The organism is Xanthomonas arboricola pv. juglandis (assembly GCF_001013475.1).
In the GTDB taxonomy this organism is placed as follows: domain Bacteria; phylum Pseudomonadota; class Gammaproteobacteria; order Xanthomonadales; family Xanthomonadaceae; genus Xanthomonas; species Xanthomonas arboricola.
This window is the reverse complement of sequence record NZ_JZEF01000002.1, coordinates 550,815-566,040: the sequence shown is the minus strand read 5'-3', so window position 1 is coordinate 566,040 and position 15,226 is coordinate 550,815. Positions and strand designations below refer to the sequence as shown.

Annotated in this window: 12 protein-coding genes and 1 pseudogene; 6 read left to right on the top strand and 7 right to left on the bottom strand. The window is 64.2% G+C overall.

The features are described from left to right. Positions 1-112: 112 nt before the first annotated feature. A pseudogene (locus XARJCFBP2528_RS07825) lies at positions 113-685 on the bottom strand (DDE-type integrase/transposase/recombinase); the annotation flags it as partial. Between the two features lie 239 nt (positions 686-924). On the opposite strand from XARJCFBP2528_RS07825, the gene XARJCFBP2528_RS22215 reads away from it, so the two are divergent. The 4 genes from XARJCFBP2528_RS22215 (at position 925) to XARJCFBP2528_RS24420 (ending at position 3,729) form a co-directional block, all read left to right on the top strand. After that, positions 925-1,269: a helix-turn-helix domain-containing protein gene (locus XARJCFBP2528_RS22215; protein ID WP_026064830.1), complete on the top strand. Its 345-nt coding sequence runs from the start codon at positions 925-927 to the stop codon at positions 1,267-1,269. A 157-nt stretch (positions 1,270-1,426) separates the two neighbouring features. Then, positions 1,427-2,571 (top strand): IS3 family transposase gene (locus XARJCFBP2528_RS07810; RefSeq protein ID WP_102596353.1). Its coding sequence is split into 2 segments (ribosomal slippage): positions 1,427-1,664 and positions 1,664-2,571, totalling 1,146 coding nucleotides; the frame shifts between segments, so codons are not numbered across the junction. Further along, positions 2,568-3,146 (top strand): gluzincin family metallopeptidase, encoded by a 579-nt coding sequence (locus XARJCFBP2528_RS07805; RefSeq protein ID WP_047124565.1) that lies wholly within the window; start codon positions 2,568-2,570, stop codon positions 3,144-3,146. The genes XARJCFBP2528_RS07810 and XARJCFBP2528_RS07805 overlap by 4 nt, the downstream gene beginning before the upstream one ends. A gap of 370 nt (positions 3,147-3,516) precedes the next feature. Next, positions 3,517-3,729: a BPSL0761 family protein gene (locus tag XARJCFBP2528_RS24420; RefSeq protein ID WP_289882732.1), complete on the top strand. Its 213-nt coding sequence runs from the start codon at positions 3,517-3,519 to the stop codon at positions 3,727-3,729. Between the two features lie 387 nt (positions 3,730-4,116). Here XARJCFBP2528_RS24420 and XARJCFBP2528_RS07800 read toward each other — a convergent pair whose 3' ends face one another. Genes XARJCFBP2528_RS07800 through XARJCFBP2528_RS07790 form a run of 3 tightly spaced genes read right to left on the bottom strand, consistent with a single transcriptional unit; the run spans position 4,117 to position 9,998 of the window. Next, the gene (locus tag XARJCFBP2528_RS07800) at positions 4,117-5,565 is read right to left on the bottom strand and encodes an efflux transporter outer membrane subunit (protein ID WP_026064097.1); all 1,449 of its coding nucleotides are present in this window, start codon (positions 5,563-5,565) and stop codon (positions 4,117-4,119) included. Beyond that, complete coding sequence (locus tag XARJCFBP2528_RS07795) at positions 5,565-8,714, bottom strand: efflux RND transporter permease subunit (protein ID WP_047124564.1); 3,150 nt, start codon at positions 8,712-8,714, stop codon at positions 5,565-5,567. Before XARJCFBP2528_RS07795 ends, XARJCFBP2528_RS07800 begins: the two co-directional genes overlap by 1 nt. A 9-nt stretch (positions 8,715-8,723) precedes the next feature. Continuing rightward, a complete protein-coding gene (locus XARJCFBP2528_RS07790) occupies positions 8,724-9,998 on the bottom strand; it encodes an efflux RND transporter periplasmic adaptor subunit (RefSeq protein WP_047124563.1) in 1,275 nt (424 codons plus the stop codon). 240 nt (positions 9,999-10,238) lie between these two features. Between XARJCFBP2528_RS07790 and baeS the strand changes: the two genes are divergently transcribed. After that, positions 10,239-11,618: a sensor histidine kinase efflux regulator BaeS gene (gene baeS / locus XARJCFBP2528_RS07785; protein ID WP_016901481.1), complete on the top strand. Its 1,380-nt coding sequence runs from the start codon at positions 10,239-10,241 to the stop codon at positions 11,616-11,618. Further along, positions 11,618-12,328, top strand: a complete 711-nt coding sequence (locus tag XARJCFBP2528_RS07780) for a response regulator (RefSeq protein ID WP_047124562.1) — start codon at positions 11,618-11,620, stop codon at positions 12,326-12,328. Before baeS ends, XARJCFBP2528_RS07780 begins: the two co-directional genes overlap by 1 nt. An 82-nt stretch (positions 12,329-12,410) precedes the next feature. Here the strand turns inward: XARJCFBP2528_RS07780 and XARJCFBP2528_RS07775 are convergent, their stop codons facing one another. The 3 genes from XARJCFBP2528_RS07775 to XARJCFBP2528_RS07765 all read right to left on the bottom strand — a co-directional run bounded on the left by XARJCFBP2528_RS07775 (position 12,411) and on the right by XARJCFBP2528_RS07765 (position 14,996). Further along, positions 12,411-13,550, bottom strand: coding sequence for an MFS transporter (locus XARJCFBP2528_RS07775; protein WP_039813943.1), 1,140 nt, complete (start codon positions 13,548-13,550; stop codon positions 12,411-12,413). 133 nt (positions 13,551-13,683) lie between these two features. Then, positions 13,684-14,535, bottom strand: coding sequence for a formyltetrahydrofolate deformylase (gene purU / locus XARJCFBP2528_RS07770; protein WP_016901474.1), 852 nt, complete (start codon positions 14,533-14,535; stop codon positions 13,684-13,686). 68 nt (positions 14,536-14,603) lie between these two features. Then, the gene (locus tag XARJCFBP2528_RS07765) at positions 14,604-14,996 is read right to left on the bottom strand and encodes an XVIPCD domain-containing protein (protein ID WP_016901471.1); all 393 of its coding nucleotides are present in this window, start codon (positions 14,994-14,996) and stop codon (positions 14,604-14,606) included. Between the last annotated feature and the right edge of the window lie 230 nt (positions 14,997-15,226).

Here is a 15,226-nt window from a genome sequence, read left to right as displayed (position 1 = left end):
GTAGCGTGTTGGCGGCCAACACAACTCCTACGTTCACCGAATCTTGATTGCCTTGAGAGGTGATTCAACGGTGTGGGTACGTTGGTTCTTAGAGCGAATGATCTTCGGGTTTGTCGACGTAGACGTTCTGGTTCGGCTTGCGCGGTTGGATCAGTCGTAACTGCACGCCACGCCCAGGCGACCATAGCCCTGCCGCAAAATTCCTTGCCGTTGTCAGTGCAGATCACCTTCGGCAAACCGCGACTGTGTGCCAACCGATCCAGCACGCGAGTTACCCGTGCCTGGGGATCCCGCGCTCCACGTCGATGGCGAGCGCTTCATGTGTCGCGTCGCCCACGATCACCAGACACTTGATCACCCGCCCGTTCGGCAGTGCGGTCGAACACGAAGTCCATTGACCACACCTGGTTGGCTGCGCTGGCCGCAATAGCGGCTGATGCTCGCCCACCGGCACTTTCTCGCGCTTGCGGCGGCGGATTTGCAGCTACTGCTCGCGGTACAGCTGCTCTACACGCTCGTAGTTCACGATGCGCACTTCCTGTCGCAGCTCGAGATAGATCATCCCTACGCCACAGCGGCGATGACGATGCGCCAGCGCAACAATGCGATCGCGCAGTTCGCCATTGCGGTCTTCGCGCGGGCAATAGCGCAATGCACTGGCGCTCATACCGATTGCTGCCATGGCAAAGTTGGCCATGGCCGCATAGCTCCACTTTTGGCCACTGCTATAAATGGGGGATTACCGAACGGTTCGCGCCAAAAGCTAGCCAGCTCGCAAAAAGGTAGTCAGCTTGAATTATGCGACTCTGACCAAGCTTCATGCCCTAGCATGCACTCGACAGAAGCTCCCTGGACACGCAACTTGCGTCCAAGTGACTTTTTGTCATATAGATAAGGCAACGAACCGCACAAGGAGGTGGCCACGTGACCAATCTGATCGCAGCACGCATCCGGAAAGCGCGAAATGATCGAGGGCTATCCCAAACAGAGCTTTCGAAGTTGCTAGGTGTTAATCGAGCAACGATTGGTCATTGGGAGAGGGATGATGGCTTTACCCCCAATCTCCAACATCTGCACTCACTCAGTCTGGCTTTGGACGTCACCATCGACTGGTTGACAGGTGGAGAGCAAAATGCCTTGTCAGCTCTTGCGACCAGTAGCTCGAGGGCGACACTGGAGAGCCAAATGCTAGCTCTTTCCAAGCACCTTCCCGTTTCTTTTCTGGCAAGCGTCGTGGCGCTTTTGGAAAAGGCCGAGTTTTACCTCTGAGATGAAGTGCGCCATGCTGTTCAGGGCGCTGCTGTGCGCTGCGCAGCAAAAGGTTTGATTGACCCTTTCAACTGGCTTTACATCAGGTGGCGGGTGATACGCCCAGGGTTTCCTAGACATCTCATGGCCATGGAAAATGGTCGATTCGGAGGTGTCTATGAGCAGCAAGCGGTATACGGATGAGTTCAAGATCGAGGCGGTCCGGCAAGTGACTGATCGTGGGTTCAAGGTGGCAGAAGTCGCCGAGCGGCTGGGTGTCACCACGCACAGCCTGTACGCCTGGCTGCGCACGTTCGGCAAGCCTGGCGTAGTGCAGCGCGCCGAGGTGGACCAGAGCGCCGAGGTTCGGCGGCTAAAGGCAGAGTTGCGTCGAGTGACCGAGGAGCGCGACATCCTAAAAAAGGCCGCCGCGTACTTTGCCAAGGGGTAAAGGCAAAGTACGCCTTCATGCAAGCCCACTGCGGGGAATTCAGGGTGTGTGTGATGTGCCGGGTGTTGCGGGTCAACCGGGCGGGTTATTACGCCTGGTTACGCTCGCCCGACAGTGAGCGCGCCAAGGAAGATGATCGCTTGCTTGGACTAATCAAGCACCACTGGCTGGCCAGCGGCAGTGTTTATGGGCATCGCAAGATCACCACGGATCTGCGCGATCTAGGTGAGCGTTGTAGTCGCCATCGGGTGCATCGGCTGATGCGCACCGAGGGACTGCGTGCCCAGGTGGGCTATGGTCGCAAACCGCGCTTCCATGGAGGGATGCAGTGCAAGGCGGCTGCCAACCTGCTTGACCGACAGTTCGACGTGACGGAGCCGGACACGGCCTGGGCGAGTGATTTCACCTTCATCCGCACGCATGAAGGCTGGATGTATTTGGCTGTTGTGATCGATCTGTTTTCCAGGCAGGTCGTCGGCTGGGCGATGCGCGATCGGGCCGACACCGAGTTGGTCGTGCAGGCCTTGTTGTCTGCGGTGTGGCGGCGCAAACCCAACGCTGGTTGCTTGGTTCATTCGGACCAAGGGTCTGTCTACACCAGCGATGACTGGCGCAGTTTCCTGGCGTCCCATGGCTTGGTGTGCAGCATGAGTCGGCGTGGCAACTGCCACGACAACGCACCCGTGGAGAGCTTCTTCGGCCTGCTCAAACGCGAGCGGATCAGGCGGCGGACCTATCCCACCAAGGACGCCGCTCGCGCCGAGGTATTCGACTACATCGAGATGTTCTACAACCCCAACCGCCGCCACGGTTCAACTGGCGACTTGTCCCCTGTAGAGTTTGAACGGCGCTACGCGCAACGAGGGTCTTGAGTGTCTACGGAACCCTGGGCGTATCAGAAGCCTTCGCCATCTTGGACGAACTGCTTCTAAGAGAAAAACTCGCCAAGGAGGCTGAGACACCGGAAGCGCGGGAGTTCTATCTTCGGTCGTTGATCGACGACATGGCCCTTCAACTCTTTACCTCAGCAGAAGAAGCACAGCTTGAGCGTGACATCTATGACGGGTTCGCTACGAACACCCTGAAAAGCGCTGCCGATCTCTCGAAGGTGACTATGCGCGTGCTAAGCAGATATGAGCAGCGAACTCAGCTCCATCCTGAATTGGCTAATACTTGGGCGACAAAGCGCCTGTTCTATCAAGATCCGATGTATCTGACGAACTACCTGTACGCAGGGTTGGTCGCCGTCAAGCTCTTCGAGCTAAGCCAGCTGAACGACCCAACGTTTCAGGTGCGTTATCGATCACTCGAAGAGCAGGGTTTTGGTCAAGATCCCCTTGCGTCGTTAGAAGCGACACTCGGTGGCAAGATCAGTTGGAGGCGCTTGGTGGACGAGGACGTAGCCTTCTTTGATGCGCAAGTGACTCATCTCACGCGATTGCGCTGAGGATGGATTGGCGGACCGGAACACCAAGGCCGTGCCGGCGCCGAGTATCCCAGGGAGGATCGTTCATTCCGTCTGTATCGCGCAAATCGTGCAGCGGCAGGGCACGGAAAACGCGGCATTTTGTTAGGGCTTGGGGATAAGATCGTCGTGGCGTCATGCCGGGATGTTCCGTTACGACAGCTCCAGCTTCTTGGCCAAAGCCCAGACCTTCTGCGGCTTGACGTGATCTCGGCGCGCGGCTACCTCCGAGGCCATCCGGTGACCAGGCGATGTGGTGTAAGTACCGCGCCTGCAGCTACACGCTGGAAGTGTCACGCGAGCGGAACTAAGCGCTACACCTAAGACTTCCTTAGCCTTGGCTAGCAGTCGCATGACCCTACCTGACGAGCGCACTCGCAACCTGCTGCAAGCCGGAGCGTTTCTCAAGGAACTCGCCGGCAACCAAGCCGCGCCCAAGTCCGTGCGCCAGGAGGCTATCGGCTGTTGCATCATTACCCGACACTCTGTGATGTCGAAGCCATCGCCCAACATGAAGAACAGTTGCGGGACCTCACCCGGTCGGCGTTTGTGCGACCTTATCTGATGTCGCAGTTCGAGCAGGACTTGTTCCGCAGTTACCCCAGAGGTCCTGATCGGATTTGAGCGACGGCACACGTTCTGGTGGGCAAGACGCCTCCCCGCCCTGAGTAGCGACCGAGTTTAGAGCCTGGGGGTGATGATATCGGTGTTGGCTAGGTATTGGGCATAAGCAGCCGATGTCATGCCGCAGAGTGCGTTCTTGGGTCGGTCGCCGCGTAAGATCCCGCGACGGTGAGCGGCAAGGACCAGTCGGGATGGTCGGTGCATGAGTGCGAGCAGCAAGCTACGCGCTGCCCGATGAGGTGCGGTTTGATCAACTTCTTTTGATCGGGCACTGTCACTGCCATTGAGGATCTGGCGGATGCGCTTGCGCTCGCGCATCGATGCAGGGCTACTGTTGCGCCAGCGGTTGCGGTTGCGCATCGGCGCCGCCGCCGAGCACCTTGTACAAGGTCACCCGGTTGCTTGCTTCGGTCAGCCGCAGGCTGATCAAGGTCTGTTGTGCGCTGTAGAGCGAACGCTGCGCGTCCAGTGCCACCAGATAACTGTCCACGCCATTGCGGTAGCGCGCATCCGACAGGGTAAAACCGCGTTGTGCCGCATCCACCAGGGCGCGCTGCGCGTCCATGCGTTCGTCCAGCTGGGTGCGCTCGGCCAGCGCGTCGGCCACTTCGCTGAAGGCGGTCTGGATCGCCAGTTCGTATTGGGCGATGGTGATGTCCTTCTGCAGCTTGGCCACATCCAGTTCGGCCTTCAAGGCGCCGGCGCGGAAGATCGGCAGGCTCACGCTGGGCGTGAACGACCAGGTGTGGTCGCCATCGAACAGGCTGGACAAGGCATCGCTGCCGCGCCCGACATTGCCGGTCAGCGAGATGGTGGGGAAAAACGCCGCACGCGCTGCGCCGATGTCGGCGTTGGCGGCCTTGAGCGTGTGCTCGGCCGACACTACGTCCGGGCGCTGCAACAGCACGCGCGATTCCAGCTGCGCCGGCAACGGTGCCAATGCCACGCCACTCTCGATCGCATCGGCAGCCGGCAACAACGCCGCCGGTACCGACGTGCCAACGACCAGGTTCAGCGCATTGCGCGACTGCGCCAACTGGGTGGTGAAGCTGGCCACATCGGCGCGCGCGCTTTCCACGCTGGTCTGGATCTGCGCCAGATCCAGCCCGGAGACGATGCCGTTGTCGTGCTGCAATTCGGTCAGGCGCAGCGTCTTGCGCTGGCTCTCCAGGGTCTGCTGGGCAAGTGCCAGCCGCTGCTGATCGGCGGCCACGGTGAGCCAGTCGCTGGCCACTTCGGCCACCAGGCTCAGGCGGGTGCTGCGCTGGGTCTGCTCGCTGGCCAGATAGGTCTCCAGCGCTTCGTTCTTGAGGCTGCGGATGCGCCCGAACAGGTCCAGCTCCCAGCTGCTGATGCCCACCTGCCCGGTGGCGCTGCGGATGATCTGCGGCGCGCCGGTGAAACTGGTCGCGGCCGCGGCACGTTGCGCCGTGTGCGAGACGGTGGCGTCCACCGCGGGAAACAGGTCCGCACGCTGGATGCGGTACTGTGCACGTGCCTGCTCGATATTGAGCACGGCCACACGCAGGTCACGGTTGTTGTCCAGCGCCAGTACGACCACCTTTTGCAGGCGCGCATCGACCAGCACCTGCCGCCAGTCCAGCCCAGCCGCAGCGGTAGTGCGGCCATCGGCACTGTCGCCATGGAGCGGGCTGCCGGTGTCGCCGACCACACCGGGCACCGGTGCATCCGGGCGCGCATATTGCGGCGCCATGCTGACGCAGCCGCTCAATGCGATGGCACAGGCCACCGCCAGGCTGAGGGATGTCGTGCGCATCATGGCGTTACCTCGGAGGTGGAAACGACGGGGGAGTGCGCGACAGCCTTGCCGGGAAACAGGCTGCGCACCATCACGTAGAACAACGGCACGAAGAAGATGCCCAGTACGGTGGAGGCCAGCGTGCCGCCGAGCACGCCGGTGCCCAGCGAATGGCGTCCGCCGGAGCCTGCGCCGCTGCTGATCACCATCGGCAGCACGCCGAGCATGAAGGCCAGCGAGGTCATCAGGATCGGGCGCAGGCGCATGCGTGCGGCGTGCAGGGTGGCCTCGATCAAGGGCTGGCCTTTCTCTTCCAGCTCCTTGGCGAACTCCACGATCAGGATGCCGTTCTTGGCGGCCAGGCCCATCGTTGCCAGCAGGCCGACCTGGAAGTAGATGTCGTTGGACAGCCCGCGCATCCAGGTCGCCAGCAGCGCGCCGACGATGCCCACCGGCACCGCCAGCATCACCGAGATCGGGATCGACCAGCTCTCGTACAACGCGGCCAGGCACAGGAACACGAACACCAGCGATACCGCATACAACATCCAGGTCTGGGTGCCGGCGGCCTGTTCCTGATACGACATGCCCGACCAGGCGTAGCCCACGCCCTTGCCCATGCCGTCCACTTCACCGGCGACCGCGGTCATCGCATCGCCCGAACTGATGCCGGATGCAGCGCTGCCGGTGATCTCCATCGATTCGCTGCCGTTGAAGCGGGTCAACACCTGCGGCGCATACGCCCAGGCGCTGCTGGCGAACGCCGAGAACGGCACCATGGCGGCGTCGCTGTTGCGCACGTACCAGCGGTCGATATCGCCGGGCAGCATGCGTGCGGACGCTTCGCCCTGCACGTACACGCGCTTGACCCGGTTGTTGTTGAGGAAGTCGTTGACGTAACGCCCGCCCATCACGGTGGAGAGCGTGGTGTTGATGTCGGCTGCGGCCACGCCCAGCGCGCCGGCCTTGGCATCGTCGATCTGCACGCGGTAGGTCGGCGCATCGTCCAGGCCGTTGAAGCGCACCGCCGTCAGGTTCTGATTGCCGTTGGCCAGCTGCAGCAATTGCTTGCGTGCTTCCACCAGCGCCTCGTGGCCGTTGCCGGCGGCATCCTGCAACTGCAGGGTGAAACCGGAACTGGTGCCCAGCCCGTTGATGGCCGGCGGCGTCAACGCAAACACCTGCGCGTCGGGCAGCGTCATCATCATCGCGCCGGTGATGCGCTGGGCCACCTCCTGCGCCGAGCCCTCGCGGTCGGCCCAGTCCTTGAGGCGGATAAAGCCCATGCCCGAGTTCTGGCTGCTGCCGGCCAGGCTGAAGCCGGAGATGGTCATGATGCCCTGCACTTCCGGTTGCTTGAGGATGAACGCGGTGGCCTGGTCGATCGACTGCTGGGTGCGTTGCTGGGTGGCGCCGGCCGGCGCGCTGAACATCACCATCAGCATGCCCTGGTCTTCCTCGGGCAGGAACGCGCTGGGCAACCGCCAGAACAGCAGACCAAGCACCACCAGCAACAGCGCGTAGACCAGCGAGCCGAGCTTGCGATGGCTGACGATGCGCTCCACACCGCGCCCGTAGCGTTCGGTGCCGCGATCGAAGCGGGTGTTGAACCAGGTGAAGAATTTGCCCAGCACGCCCTTGCGCGAGACATGGCCGCCCTTGTCGATGGGCTTGAGCAAGGTGGCGCACAGCGCCGGACTCAGGGTCAGCGCGACCACCAGCGACAGGATCATCGCCGCGGCAATGGTCACCGAGAACTGCCGATAGATCTCGCCGGTGGCGCCGCCGAAGAAGGCCATCGGCAGAAACACCGCGGTGAGCACCAGCGCGATGCCGACCAGGGCGCCGGTGATCTGGCCCATCGAGGTGTGCGTGGCCTCGCGCGGCGACATGCCCTGCTCGGCCATCAGCCGCTCGACGTTTTCCACCACCACGATGGCATCGTCCACCAGCAGGCCGATCGCCAGCACCATCGCAAACATGGTCAGCGTGTTGATCGAAAAGCCCAGCAGCGACAACACCCCGAAGGTGCCCATCAGCACCACCGGCACCGCGATCACCGGTACCAGCGTGGCACGCCAGTTCTGCAGGAACAGGTACATCACCACGACCACCAGCACGATCGCTTCGATCAGGGTCTTGACCACTTCCTCGATGGAGATACGCACGAACGGCGTGGTGTCGTAGGCGACCTCGTACTTCAGGCCAGCCGGAAAATACGGCTTGAGCGCATCCAGCTTGGCTTCCACCAGCTTGGCCGCGTCCAGCGCATTGGCGCCGGTCGCCAGCTGCAGGCCCATGCCCGAGGCGGCCTTGCCGTTGAACTTGGAACTGGAGCCGTAGGATTCCGAGCCCAGCTCCACCCGCGCGACATCGCGCAGGTACACGGTGGCGCCGCCGGCGTCGGACTTGAGCACGATGTTCTCGAACTGCGCCGGTGTGCGCAGCTTGCTGCGCGAGGTCACCGTGGCATTCAACTGCTGGCCCTGCAGCGCCGGCAATGCACCCAGCGCGCCCGACGAGACATCGGCGTTCTGCGCGGCGATCGCGCTGCTGACATCCGAGGGCATCAATGCGTAGGTGTGCAGTTTCTCCGGATCCAGCCACACCCGCATCGCGTACTCGGCACCGAACACGTTGACGCTGCCGATGCCGTTGAGGCGGCTGATCGGGTCCTGCAACGAGGACACCATGTAGTCGCCGATGTCGGTGCTGTCCATGCTGCCGTCTTCGGAAGTGAAGGCCAGCACCATGAACATGCTGCCGCTGGCCGACTTGGTGACGGTCACGCCGTTGGTCTTGACCTCGTCGGGCAGCAGCGCCTCGCCTTGCGACACCTTGTTCTGCACCTGCACCTGCGCGGTATCCGGGTCGGTGCCGGACTCGAAGGTCAGCGTGAGTTGCGCAGTGCCCGCCGAGCTGCTGCTGGAGGACATGTAGAGCAGATTGTCCAGGCCTGTCATCTGCTGTTCGAGGATCTGGGTGACCGAGTTCTGCACGGTCTCTGCGGAGGCGCCGGTATAGGTCGCACTGACCGTCACCGAGGGCGGTGCGATGTCCGGGTATTGCTCCAGCGGCAGCGAGAAGATCGAGATCGCGCCGGCCAGCGTGATGACGATGGCGATGACCCACGCAAAGATGGGGCGGTCGATGAAGAAACGAGCCATGGGAGTTCCTCAGTCGGCCTTGGGCGTGGCGCTGGCCGGCGCTGCAGGCGTCGACGTGGCCGCACGCGCAGCGGCAGCGGGTGCGCCCGGTGCGACTGCAGCAGCTGCATTCGGCGCTGCCGCTGGGGTAGCTGTGGTGGCGCTCACCTCGTGCGCCTTCACCGGCATGCCGACCTGGATCTTCTGCAGGCCCTGCACGATCACGCTCTCGCCCGCAGACAGGCCTTCGCTGACCACCCAGCGATCGCCTACCGCATCGCCGGTCTTGAGCACGCGCTGCGCCACCTTGCCATCGGCGCCGACCACCATCGCCACCGCCTCGCCCTTGCTGTTGCGGGTGACGGCCTGTTGCGGCACCAGGATCGCCTGCTCGTTGACCGCCATCGACAGCACCGCCTTGACGTACATGCCGGGCAGCAGCAGATGGTCAGGGTTCGGAATCACCGCACGCAGTTTCACCGTGCCGGTGGTGGCATCCACCGCGGTATCCACCACTTCCAGCGTGCCGGTGCGCGCGTAGGCAGTGCCGTCTTCCAGCAACAGTTTGACCTCGGCCTTGCCATCGACGGCCTTGAGCTGGCCGGCATCGAGCTTGCGCCGCAGCTGCAGCAGCTGCGCGCTGGACTGGCTGACATCCACATAGATCGGATCGAGCTGATTGATGGTGGTGAGCACATCGGTCTGGTCGGCGGTGACCAGCGCACCCGGGGTGAAGCTCGAAGTGCCGATACGGCCGCTGATCGGCGCGGTGATGCGGGTGAAATCCAGATTGAGCTTTGCGGTCTGCAACGCCGCCCTGGCCGCGGTGACTGCGGCTTCGTTCTGGCGCAAGGTGGCGGTGGCGTCGTCGCCGTCCTGCTGGCTGACCGCATCCAGCTTGACCAGCGTCTGATACCGCTGCGCCTTGGGCCTGGCCGACAGCACCGCCGCTTCGGCCTGCGCCAGCTCGCCTTGCGCGGACGCGTACGCGGCCTGGAACGGCGCCGGCTCGATCTGGTACAGCACCTGCCCGGCCTGCACCTGCTCGCCTTCGGTAAACAGCCGCTTGCGCAGGATGCCGCCCACTTGCGGGCGCACCTGCGCGCTTTGATAGGCCACGGTGCGCCCGGGCAGCGTCTGGTCCAGCGCCAGGCGCTGCACGTCCACGCGTTGCACGCCCACTTCCACTTGCCGCTGCTGCGGCGCTTGCGCAGGCGAACACGCCGCCAGCGCGACGGAGATCATGGCGGCCAGCAGCCACTGACGCGGCACCACGGCAGAACGGAAGGAAGCAACGCAACGCATACGGCGCACTCGGGAGTGATCGGAGGATGCGCACGCTACGCTGCGAATATGGAGCAAATTTGAAGATTTGCATCGGCAGACAGCAGGCGCTTGCTTTCGGGGTTTAATGAAGTCCCAATACGGTTGTGCACGACACGCACTGCATCGGCAGCTGCAGTCGCCGCTGCTGCAACCTGCCATGCCTGCAGCAAGCGCACCTGCGTGCCTGACCTCATTCGCAACAAGGTTGTCCCAGCCTCGATGAAACTCGGAATCACCGCCAAACTCTTCCTCGCCATCCTCACCGCCTGCATTGCAGTGCTGCTGATCAATGGCCTGGCCGGGCAGCTGTTGCTCAGGAAGCAGTTTCTCGACTATCTCAGCGAGCAGGGCATCGAGCGGATGCTGGAAGTATTGCCGCGCGTGCAGGCCGACTACGCCAAGCACGGCGACTGGAACTTCATCCGCGACAATCCCGATGCCTGGTTCGTGCTGATGCGCCCGGAGCTGCCGCAGAACCTGCCGCCACGCGCACCACCGATCTCCGATCAGACCGGCGCGGTGTTTCGTTTCGCGCTGCTGGATCGCGACTACCGGGTGATCATCGGCAACCCCGACGTCAGCCGCACCGACACGCTGCGCCCAGTGGTGGTGAACGGGCAGACGGTGGGCTGGATGGGCATGCTGCCCTTCGAGAAGGTGCTGACCGCCAACGACGCGCGCTTCTACCAGGCCCAGCAACGTCTGTGGTGGACTGTCGGCGCGGCGTCCATCGTGGTGGCCGCGCTGTTCGGCTGGCTGCTGTCGCGCACCTTGCTGCGGCGCGTGCGCAGCCTGACCGCGGCAATCCATCGCCTGGCGGCCGGCGACTACGGCACGCGACTGGAGGCGCGTATGCGCGATGAGCTCGACCAGCTCGCGCGCGACTTCAACCAGTTGGCGCAGGCACTGGACAACAACGAACGCGCGCGTCGCGATTTCATGGCCGATGTCTCGCACGAGTTGCGCACGCCGCTGGCGGTGCTGCGCGCCGAGCTGGAAGCGCTGCAGGACGGCATCCGGCCGATGACGCGCGAATCGCTGACCTCGTTGCACCAGGAAGTCGGCCAGCTCGGCAAGCTGATCGAGGATCTCTACGACCTGTCGCTCACCGATGTCGGCGCGCTGGCCTACCGGCGCGCGCCGATCGATCTGAGCGTGGTGCTGCAGTCCACGTTGGCCGGCATGCACACGCGCATTGCCGCAGCCGGGCTTACGCTGCAGGCCCACGGCATCACTGCGCCGCTGCATGTCGACGGCGACGAGCGTCGGCTGCAGCAGCTGCTGTCCAACCTGCTGGAAAATGCCTTGCGCTACACCGATGCCGGCGGCCAGTTGCGGGTGCAGTGCGCACGGCGCGCGCACCTGGTGGAGATCGTGATCGAAGACAGCGCGCCCGGCGTGCCGGCAGACAAGCTCGATCGCCTGTTCGAGCGCTTCTATCGCGTGGAAGGCTCGCGCAATCGCGCCAGCGGCGGCAGCGGGCTGGGCCTGGCGATCTGCCGCAATATCGTCGGCGCGCACGACGGCGAGATCCACGCCACCGCTTCGCCCCTGGGCGGCCTGCGCGTGACGCTGCGGCTGCCGACCCTGGAGGCCTGATGGACGACACCGCCACCACCGCAGCACCGCACGCGCACGTGCTGATCGTCGAAGACGAACCGCGCCTGGCCGCGGTGCTGGGCGAGTATCTGCATGCGGCCGGCTATTCGCATCATTGGGTGGCCGATGGTGCGCAGGCGATTGCCGCGTTTCGCGCGCAGTCGCCGGATCTGGTCCTGCTGGACCTGATGCTGCCCAATCGCGATGGCATGGAGATCTGCCGCGAGCTGCGCAGCCTCGGCGCGGTGCCGGTGATCATGGTGACGGCGCGCGCCGAAGAGATCGACCGCCTGCTCGGGCTGGAGATCGGTGCCGACGACTACATCTGCAAGCCGTTCAGCCCGCGCGAGGTGATTGCACGGGTGCGTGCGGTGCTGCGCCGCCACCGGCACGATCCCAACGCGGTGCCCACGCATGGATTGCTGATCGATGAGGCCGCCTGCCGCGCCAGCGTGGCCGGGCGCGACCTGGACCTGACCCAGGTCGAATTCCGCCTGCTGCGCACGCTGTGCGCAGCGCCGGGGCGCGTCTATTCGCGCGAACAGTTGATGGACCACGTGTATGTGGACCACCGCATCGTCACCGATCGCACTGTGGACAGCCACATCAAGAACCTGCGCCGCAAGCTGGCCGAGGTGGGCGGCGAAGAATGGGTGCGCTCGGTGTACGGCGTGGGCTATCGCTTCGAGTATCTAGCCACCGAAGCGTAATCAATATCCTCCCCTCGTAGGAGCGTGCCTGCGCGCAACGCACTCCCGACACTCCAGCAACCACAGGCGCGATCCCCAACACTCACACCTTCAACCAACGCGTCGACATCGCCACGCCCACCATCAGCACCGCAACAGCGAGCAAGGCGCCGACCAGGCCGATGCCATGCGCGGCGAAACCGATCAGCGCCGGCCCGGCCAGGATGCCGGCATAGCCCAGTGTGGTGACCGCAGTGATGGCAATGCTTTCCGGCATGCGCGTCTGGTTGCCGGCCAACGAGAACAGGGCCGGCACGATATTGGCGCAGCCCAGGCCGACCAATACGTAACCGGCCAACGAGGCCTGCCATGGGCTCACCAGCGTGAGCACGCAGAAGCCCGCGCTGGCCAGCAGCGCGCCCACCACGATCGAGCGGATGCGCCCCAGGCGCTCCACCACCGCATCGCCCAGCAGGCGCGTCACCGTCATGGTCAATGCAAACACCACATAGCCCACGCCGGCGGTGCTCGGGGCGACCTGGTGCACATCGGCCAGGAACACCGAGCTCCAGTCCAGAATGGTGCCTTCGGCCAGGAAGACCACAAACGCCAGGATGCCGATGAACAACACGATGCCCCTGGGCAGCGCGAGCAACGGCCCCTGTTGCGCCACGCGCTCGGTCCGCCAGTGGCGTACCGCCAGCGCGGCGACAAGCAGCATGGCGATCACTCCGGCAACTGCCGCGCTCGACGGGGAGAGCTGCGCCGACAGCAGCAAGGTCATCGCGCCGGCACCGACGAAACCGCCGATGCTGAAAAACGCATGGAATCCCGACATCATCGCGCGCCCGGCATCGCGCTCGACCACCACCGCCTGCATGTTCATCGCGCAATCCATGGCGCCCACGCCGGCGCCGAACACGAACAGCACCGCGCCCAGCAACCACGGATCGGCGACCACCGCCAGCAACGGCAGGCTGAGGCAGATCAGCGCCGACGTCACCGCCATGACCGCACGGAAACCGAAGCGCGCCGAGACGGCGCCGGCCAGCGGCATCGCCAGGAACGAGCCTGCTCCCAGGCACAGCAGGATCAGGCCAAGCGCGCCATCGTCCACGCCGGTCCTGGCCTTGGCGAATGGCACCAGCACCGCCCAGACCGCGGCAGCAAAGCCGGGAATGAAGAACGCCGCGCGGGTGGCGTGCTGTTGCGCGCGAGCGCTGGAGCCGGGGATTAGCGACATGCAAACAATTCCAGAAGGAAGCGGCAAGGAGAGTGCAACGGTGGCACCAGTCCCGCGCGCTCGCTGGCCGGACCTGGCCCGACCACGACTCCATTGCGCGTGCTGCAACCGTCCGTGGGGATATGCAACGGTGCTAGCGAAACACCACCGTGCGATGGCCATTGAGCACGATGCGGTGCTCGACATGGCGACGCACCGCACGCGCAAGCACCAGCGATTCGGTATCGCTGCCCAGCCGCACCAGATCGCGCGGCGTCATCGCGTGATCCACGCGCGCCACGTCCTGTTCGATGATCGGGCCTTCGTCCAGATCTTCGGTGACGTAATGCGCAGTGGCACCGATGATCTTGACCCCGCGTGCGTGCGCCTGGTGATACGGCTGCGCGCCCTTGAAGCTGGGCAGGAAGCTGTGATGGATATTGATCGCCCGCCCCGCCAATGCGCGGCACAACGCGGGCGAAAGAATCTGCATGTAGCGCGCCAGCACCACCAGATCGATCTGCAGCGCCTCGACCAGCGCAAGCAACTGCGCTTCCTGCGCGGCGCGCGTGTCGGCGCTCACCGGCAGATGGTGGAAGGCGATGCCATAGGAGGCGGCCAGCGGCGCGAAGTCGGCGTGGTTGGACACCACCGCCGCGATATCCACCGGCAATTGCCGGCTATGCATGCGGAACAGCAGATCGTTGAGGCAATGCCCCTGCTTGCTCACCAGCACCAGCAGCCGCGCGCGGCGGCGCGCATCGTGCAGCTGCCAGTCCATCTGGAATTCATCGGCCAGCTGCGCAAAGCGGCGTTCCAGCCCGGCAATGTCGGTGCCCGGCGGTTTGTCGAAGTGCACGCGCAGGAAGAAGCGGCCACTTTCGTCGTCGCCGAACTGCTGTGCGTCGAGGATGTTGCAGGCCAGATCGAACAGCAGCCCGGTCACGCGATAGACGATGCCGGTGCGGTCGGGGCAGGACAGGGTGAGGATGTAGTCGGAGCGCATCGGCACAATGATAGCCAATGCGCCCGGCTGCGGGCGCAGTGCTTGCGCCCGTAACTTTCCGCTGCGACTCAGCGCGGCGGCAGGCGCAGCATCAGCCGCCGATTGATCTCGTCCAGTTGCGCCATCGATGCCTCCACCGAGGTCTCCATCGCTTCCTGGGTGGTGATGTGCGCACGCAGATGCGCCGGGTCGGCCAGCTCGCCACGCACCAGAAACACGTTCTCGCCCACCTCGCCGACATGCCGGCTGAGCACCACGTAATCCACCTGGTCGAAGCCATGTTGCTTGGCCAGCGGCAGCAGGCGCGCGGCCATGCGGACACTGGCCTCGTCGGTGGGTTTGTTCAACTCGGCATCGAGCGCGGCCACCGCTTCGCGGATCTGCGCGAACAGATAGTGGTCCGGATGCTCGGGGTGGTCCGGGCCCACCGGGCCCTGGTCGACGACCGGTACGGCGGTCATCGTGTACCACCGGCGCAGGTCAGTGCGCGCGGTGTGCGCTCGATCGAACCGAGCGTGATATGCAGGTGTCGCATCGCATCCTCCCTGGAGCGGCGGCTGTCACGAGCCGGCATTTTAGAAGGTCTGCTGCATGTTGAGGTGAGCAAGAGGTGGACCGTGTTGCTATGAAGCGAAGCGGCCTGAGAGTGGGGAGCAGATGGAGCCGACGGCGTGCGAAATCTGCTGCACGT

Excerpts from the sequence above, each read along its gene's own strand:
- XARJCFBP2528_RS07775 (WP_039813943.1), bottom strand. The coding sequence starts at position 13,550 with ATGTCGCTAATCCCCGGCTCCAGCGCTCGCGCGCAACAGCACGCCACC.
- XARJCFBP2528_RS24420 (WP_289882732.1), top strand. The coding sequence starts at position 3,517 with ATGACCCTACCTGACGAGCGCACTCGCAACCTGCTGCAAGCCGGAGCG.
- purU (WP_016901474.1), bottom strand. The coding sequence starts at position 14,535 with ATGCGCTCCGACTACATCCTCACCCTGTCCTGCCCCGACCGCACCGGC.
- XARJCFBP2528_RS07765 (WP_016901471.1), bottom strand. The coding sequence starts at position 14,996 with ATGACCGCCGTACCGGTCGTCGACCAGGGCCCGGTGGGCCCGGACCAC.
- XARJCFBP2528_RS07790 (WP_047124563.1), bottom strand. The coding sequence starts at position 9,998 with ATGCGTTGCGTTGCTTCCTTCCGTTCTGCCGTGGTGCCGCGTCAGTGG.
- baeS (WP_016901481.1), top strand. The coding sequence starts at position 10,239 with ATGAAACTCGGAATCACCGCCAAACTCTTCCTCGCCATCCTCACCGCC.
- XARJCFBP2528_RS07800 (WP_026064097.1), bottom strand. The coding sequence starts at position 5,565 with ATGCGCACGACATCCCTCAGCCTGGCGGTGGCCTGTGCCATCGCATTG.
- XARJCFBP2528_RS07795 (WP_047124564.1), bottom strand. The coding sequence starts at position 8,714 with ATGGCTCGTTTCTTCATCGACCGCCCCATCTTTGCGTGGGTCATCGCC.
- XARJCFBP2528_RS07780 (WP_047124562.1), top strand. The coding sequence starts at position 11,618 with ATGGACGACACCGCCACCACCGCAGCACCGCACGCGCACGTGCTGATC.